The sequence below is a fragment of the Helicobacter pylori genome, from assembly GCF_002832345.1.
In the GTDB taxonomy this organism is placed as follows: Bacteria; Campylobacterota; Campylobacteria; order Campylobacterales; family Helicobacteraceae; genus Helicobacter; species Helicobacter pylori_CP.
Genome location: NZ_PHLZ01000018.1, coordinates 36,561 through 43,082, shown reverse-complemented (window position 1 = coordinate 43,082; position 6,522 = coordinate 36,561). Strand labels below are relative to the sequence as shown.

Annotated in this window: 4 protein-coding genes; all 4 read right to left on the bottom strand. The window is 35.4% G+C overall.

Features of this window, described 5'->3' with window-relative positions:
• A partial coding sequence (locus CXY28_RS06055; RefSeq protein ID WP_100979961.1) for a CagY family CD-EC repeat-containing protein occupies positions 1–2,510 on the bottom strand: 2,510 nt, incomplete at its 3' end.
• A 14-nt stretch (positions 2,511–2,524) separates the two neighbouring features.
• Positions 2,525–4,093 carry a type IV secretion system apparatus protein CagX gene (cagX, locus tag CXY28_RS06050; RefSeq protein WP_100979959.1) on the bottom strand — a complete coding sequence of 523 codons (1,569 nt, stop codon included), beginning with the start codon at positions 4,091–4,093 and terminating at the stop codon, positions 2,525–2,527.
• Positions 4,094–4,145: 52 nt separating this feature from the next.
• The gene (cagW, locus tag CXY28_RS06045; protein WP_100979957.1) at positions 4,146–5,753 is read right to left on the bottom strand and encodes a cag pathogenicity island VirB6 family T4SS protein CagW; all 1,608 of its coding nucleotides are present in this window, start codon (positions 5,751–5,753) and stop codon (positions 4,146–4,148) included.
• A 4-nt stretch (positions 5,754–5,757) separates the two neighbouring features.
• The gene (gene cagV, locus CXY28_RS06040) at positions 5,758–6,516 is read right to left on the bottom strand and encodes a cag pathogenicity island type IV secretion system protein CagV (RefSeq protein ID WP_000900791.1); all 759 of its coding nucleotides are present in this window, start codon (positions 6,514–6,516) and stop codon (positions 5,758–5,760) included.
• Positions 6,517–6,522: the final 6 nt, after the last annotated feature.

Sequence of the window (6,522 nt, the reverse complement as noted above, 5' to 3'; positions counted from 1 at the left end):
GCTTTCCTTTCAGTTTCATTTCTAGCTTGGGAGAGACAGTCTTTATAAGCTTTGACGCTCTCTTTAGCTTCTTCTAAAAGTTTTCTCGCTTCAGGGGTGAGTAATTTCTCGCATTCTTTTCTTTCAGCTTCGTTTTTGGCTTGAGATACGCAATCCAAATAAGCTTTAACGCTTTTTTTAGCTTCTTCTAATAGTTTTCTCGCTTCAGGCGTGAGTAATTTCTCACACTCTTTTTTCTCATCTTCAGTTTTGGCTTGAGATACGCAGTCTTTATAAGCTTTAACGCTTTTTTTAGCTTCTTCTAATAGTTTTTTCGCTTCAGGCGTGAGTAATTTCTCACATTCTTTTCTTTCAGCTTCGTTTTTGGCTCTTGATACACAATCCAAATAAACCCTAACGCTCTCTTTAGCTAAAACCTTTTTCTGCAAGTCTTTAGGGAGATCTTTGACACACCTTTTTTTCTCAGCTTCGGTTTTAGCGTTTTTCAAACAATCTAGCGCTTGATTCTCTAAAAGTTTTTTCGCTTCAGGGGTGAGTAATTTCTCACACTCTTTTTTCTCATCTTCAGTTTTGGCTTGAGATACGCAATCCAAATAAGCTTTAACGCTTTTTTTAGCTTCTTCTAATAGTTTTCTCGCTTCAGGGGTGAGTAATTTCTCACACTCTTTTTTCTCATCTTCAGTTTTGGCTTGAGATACGCAATCCAAATAAGCCTTAACGCTCTCTTTGGCTTCTTCTTCTAAAAGTTTTTTCGCTTCAGGGGTGAGTAATTTCTCACACTCTTTTTTCTCATCTTCAGTTTTGGCTTGAGATGCGCAGTCTTTATAAGCTTTCAGACTCTCTTTAGCTAAAATATCGCTTTGTAAGTCTTTAGGGAGATCTTTCAAACACTTTTTTCGTTCTTCATCGGTTTTAGCGTTTTTCAAACAATCTAGAACCTGTTGTTCTAACTTTTTTTTCGCTTCAGGCGTGAGTAATTTCTCGCATTCTTGTTTCTCTTTTTCATTCCTAGCTCTTGAAACGCAGTCCTTGTAAGCCTTGACGCTCATATCAGCTAGTAGTTCTTTTTGCAAGTCTTGGGGAATATTTTTCAAGCACTCGTTTCGTTCTTCATCGGTTTTAGCGTTTTTCAAACAATCTAGCGCTTGTTGTTTCAATCTTTCTATAGCTTCTTTAGACAAGCCTTTCAAGCATTCATTTTTCTCAGCCTCTGTTTTGGCGTTTTTGATACAATCCTTATACTCTTGAAGCTCTTTTTGAAGCTCTAATTCCTTACGGAATTTCTCTCTAATATCAGGGTCATTTATGAGTTTTAGGCACTCGTTTCGTTCTTCATCGGTTTTAGCGTTTTTCAAACAATCCAGCGCCACTTGAACTTTTTGTTGGTTCAGTAAGCTTTTTTTCAGGTTTTCATCTTTGATTAAATCTAAACACTTGATCCTTTCTTCTTCAGTTTTAGCATTTTTGATGCAGTCATTATAAGCCTCTAGAGTCTTTTTCATTTGATCTTGAAGTTTTTTGTCTTTGATAAGCTTCAAACATTCTTCATAGTTGCCGCCATTACTAATGCATTCATAAAAGGCTCTCAATGGGTTTTTGTCCTCAATTTCTGCAATATTTAAATAGTTGTATAAGGTTCTATTGGGATCGTCATTGAAGAAAAGATTCTTATCGATCATATTGCCTTTTTCATTCCGTTCTTTCAGCAATCGGTTATACTCTTGCCTTATTTGGATTTCATCATTGACATAAAGATTCCTGTCTTTGCTAAAACGAGAGCTTTTATCTTCCAAAGGCATGAAGTAGTGAAAAATGCTTCTAGAAAATAAGATAATCACGATAAGAACAGCGACTACAATGCCACTAATAATGTATTTCTTTTTGCTTCCTTTGATAATCTCTTGATCGTTAGAGTCGTTAGTTATTTCTTCTGACTTGTCTCCATCAAAATTGGTTTGAGTTTCTGTGGGGTTGTCAAGATGATGATCTGAGCTTTCTTCGGATTCTTTTGAAGAATCTTCAAAATGATTGACTTCTGTCGCTTCTTCATTGGATAAATCTTGGGGTGAATGTTGTTGGGTTTTTTTAGAAGTTTCATCATCAATTAAGTCCATTTGAGTTTCTTCTTGATACCCATTATTTTCTTGATCGTCTTCTTCGTTCAGTTCTTGGGTTTCTTCATCTAAATTTTTTTGCTGAGTGAAAGGTCTTTTATTATCAACTAATTTTCTGGCTTTTTTGAATAACCTGTCTGCTAGACTGCCATTGCTAGATTCTGAAGTTTCATCACCACCAGAATCTATTTGAGTTTGGGTTTCTTTTAATTCGTATTCATCAAAATTGGTTTCAGTTTCTGTGGGGTTGTCAAGATGATGATCTGAGCTTTCTTTGGATTCTTTTGAAGAATCTTCAAAGCGATTGACTTCTGTCGCTTCTTCATTGGATAAATCTTGGGGTGAATGTTGTTGGGCTTTTTTAGAAGTTTCAAGTTTGTCGTTTTCTTCATTCATGTCTTAACGCCTTTTTATTTATCTCTGACAAGAGGGAGCTTTTTAATCACACGCTCCAATTCACCATAATTTTTGATATTGTAATTTTTTGTCAATGGATTTTTCCCATAGCCTTTATTGATCACTGTTACAAGGGCTTTGTCTTTAATGAGCTTAAACTTTTCTGCAATTTCATTGACTCTATACCATCTCAATCCTAAATTGGTCATGTTAGGATCAATGGCAGCATCAGTCATGCTCAATTTCCCATCAGGTTGAACCACAAAAATAGCAGGTTGGAGAGTGATGTTTTTGAAACCAAAATAAGTGAATGTGCCATCATCAAAAATTTCAGAGGGCATAATATGTTTAGAGCGTTTTTCAGGCGCTTGGTAGTAATTGTAGTTTCTAGGCACAGGGTTTCTTTTTAACGCATTATGCACATATTGGGTCTCTAGCGCCTTTGCTTGATCTAAGATAATTTTTTGTTTTTCTTCTCTTATTTTTTCTTTATTGATAATCTGTTCATTGCTCGCCATCATTACTCTATTAATGTAGGCTGTGGTGTTAAGATTTTCTTGCTTAATCAATTCTCTCTGCCTCTTTGCTTCTTCTCTCTTTTTTAATTCCTCTTCAATAACGCTAGAAACTTCGTGTCTTTGTGGGTATTCTAATTTAACTGTTAGATACGCTGAAGCAAAATTATCTTTTTGAGCTATTCTCAAAATGAATTGATACAAGGCTTTATTGGTCCGCACAACAAGATTGGTTCTCCAAGCGCTATCACTAGGAGATAATTCTATGGAATTATCCTCAGGGCTTTTTTGAGGTTTATCTGTCTTAATACTGATTTTATCCTTGGCTCTTTGCTTGATTGTCTCTTCAGCTTGTTTCTTGTTGAGTTCTTCAATTTGTTTGAGCGCATTAGCTTGAGCCTGTTCTTGCATGTCCTCTAGTCGTTCCATTTGGTCTAATTCATTTTCTCGTTGTTGCTTGATCAATTCGCTAAGATTTTTGTTATTGCTCAAATTTTGTGGGTTACTCATAGCGTTAGTGAGATTTTCTAAATTGGCTCTATTTTTTGCACGTTCTTCTTTTCTTTTTTCTCTTTTATCTTTTTGTGCTTTTTGCGCCTGTTCTTTAGCTTCTTTTTCTTTTTCTAGAGCTTTTTTTTGTTCTTCTAATTCTTTAGGGTCAGGCGCATCTACGATAAGTTTTTTTGTTTTTAAAAATTCTTGGTAATCTCTTGTCATTAGGGCAAAATTCACTGCTTCTTTTTCAAACATGAGATTACTTTTTACCGATTTAGGTTGAATGAATATATGATTAGAATTAGGCACAATACTCCAACCTTTATTGAAACCTGTTGTGATGTAAGAAATAGTTTCATCTTTTTCAAGTTGGATCACAGTAACATTGTCTAATGAAGTCCAAATCGTAATAGGTTTTTCATCGCCCAAATAAGCAATCTTCTTATTCACCACTTTCACCCTACCACGATTAAAATTTTTAATGTCAGGTGCTGCTGCTTCTATTACGCTAGATAAAAATAAATAACCAAGACAGAAACAGCCAACAATTTTTTTAAAAAATGCCTGCTCCATCAACAATTCCTCTTAAAAAATATTTGTAATTGTAACACAAGAATAAAGTGGCTTATCCTTTAAACATAGCTCCACCAACTCTTCCCACCATTAAGGTATCTCTTTCTCTGTCCATCCTGCTACCATCTATAGAGACAGAGCTGAAAATGGTATTAACGATCGCATTGATACTCTCAATAATCGTCTCTATGAAACCTTTTAAAATAAATAGAGTGATCAAACTCGCAATAGTTGAATCGATACCTAGTCCCCCTTGATTGATGTTTTGTATAGCAACAGAGGGCGTTATGGTCAAATTGAATGCCAATAATGCCAAAACACCAAAGAGCAAAATAGGAATGGCTAGAACCAAGATAAACAAATTATTAATAAACCATATCAATATATTTTTCATAGAATCTTTGAACCAATCTAGCACAATCAAACATACCGCAATAGGGAACACAATACCGCTAAAAGCCCCCGCTATCAAAGGTTTCACAACCACAGTGCTTATTCTCATAATGATAGTTACTTGCATGAAAATGGCGAATAAAGAAATACCTGCCACTTGCAAGCCTTGTAACAAACTAGGAGCGTTGTTGCCAACATTAGAAAAAACAGCTCTTACTGCAGGTAAAATTGAATTAACAGTGTAATTCAGCACTAAATCTAAAGCCCAAAAAAGAACTTGATTCAGTCCAAAAGCGCCTGCTAAACCAAAATAAATAGAATAAGAGATTTTATAAAGATAACCAAAACCTGCATAGGCGATAAAAGAGACCATCGCCATTTTGAATAATGTCCCCCCAATAAATCGCATGTATTCAAAACCTATGTTAAGCTGAATGCCGTTTGAAATATCCCTCAATTTCATAAAAGAAATAAAAACAAAAATCCCAAAAACAATATAAATCAGGTAAGAAACAAAATCAAGATATGACCCTTGCCCTATGATAATATCAGGCAGATTGACTACACCATATGCAGGAAGAACAGCAGCGTCCGCTCCTTTGACAACAGATTCTAATGCGGCAAAAGCAAGCATGGCTGTAGTGTTGTTTTGCAGTTTATTTGCAGTGAATTCTTTACCAATCAGCCAAATTAAACCATCAGCTGTAATATTCGTAGAAGCTTGAGCGGTTATTGAGCTAATTATTTGTAAAAGAATATTGCCTTTCACATTGTCCTCAACACCGCCTTTGGTAAAATTCTGAATCTTGTTGCTCAAATTGTCTAGCACGCTATCCATGGATACATCTATGTTTTTATTTATCAATGCGTTCCAACCAAAATTACAGCCACTTGATGGCGTTAGAGCAAAACCTTGTATAGCCGTAGCAACACTTGCCCATGCCGATCCCCATAAAGGACCTAAAGTATTCAAATATTTCACCAGATTGCTAGCGGCTAAACTTGTGGCTAATGGTGTGCTAAGCGCTTCGATCACACCCTGCCCTGAACTCTTTCCACTCCCTGATGCACCAATAGATGTATAGCCCGTCAAAATATCTGCAAAACTTTTGTTGGTTAAAACATAACTCGGTATCAGCATGCAATAAACTGTTTGGTAAATTTTGAGATTTGAAACAATGGGCAAATCAATAGCTTTTAACCAATTAGGAACAATGAGAAAAAAACTTATGATCGTTACTAAAAAAGTCCTTTTAATATTAAACATGCTCTTATTGCTTTAACGCCTTATTTTTTGATTCCACTTCTTTAATCTTTCTCAAAATTTCGCTTACCGTCTGTTCGTTTTGTAAATCTGTGATTTGAATGTCAAACACTTTGAATCCAAAAGGATTGATGATAAGATTTTCTTGAGAAGAGTTACCTCTAGCAAAATCATAATAAATAGTCACTTGTTTTTTAGTAATATATTCATAATTTTCCATTGTATCCGGTGTGATTTTGATGGTAATGAAAAATGTTAATCTCGTTAAGGGACTATTTTTGACTTTTTCTCTTTGTATGTTAGAGCTAATGATAGCTTCTGCTCGGACTTTATCTACGAATTGTCTGATATTTTCATTGAACATTCTCATTGCTTGGGTTTGGAAACTCACATCGCAATACTGCATTAGTTGATCCTTGCGATCCCTCAAGGAATTTTTGCTATAACCAAACAGCAATGAGACAAATTTTGAAGTTGCGCTATCCACAACAGCTTCAGAATTGACAATTTGTCTAGCATCGGAGCGTTTAACAATTTTAAATTCTCCTGTGTATCGATCAATGCCATAAACAAATATATCCGTTTTCTTCAAAGGCATCATCATCACAATACTCGTTACAGCGGCGATATTGAGCACCATAGAGAGATAAAAAGCCCTTTTGAAAGTTCTATTGGCCTTATTGAGTTTTGCCAATCTATCAAGGGCTATCACACCCCCAACCAAATTTTCATCAATCAAGACTTCCTCGTTTTTTTTCCCTAACATGCGACA

Coding starts and splice junctions, on each gene's coding strand:
- cagX (WP_100979959.1), bottom strand. CDS start 4,093: ATGGAGCAGGCATTTTTTAAAAAAATTGTTGGCTGTTTCTGTCTTGGT.
- cagW (WP_100979957.1), bottom strand. CDS start 5,753: ATGTTTAATATTAAAAGGACTTTTTTAGTAACGATCATAAGTTTTTTT.
- cagV (WP_000900791.1), bottom strand. CDS start 6,516: ATGTTAGGGAAAAAAAACGAGGAAGTCTTGATTGATGAAAATTTGGTT.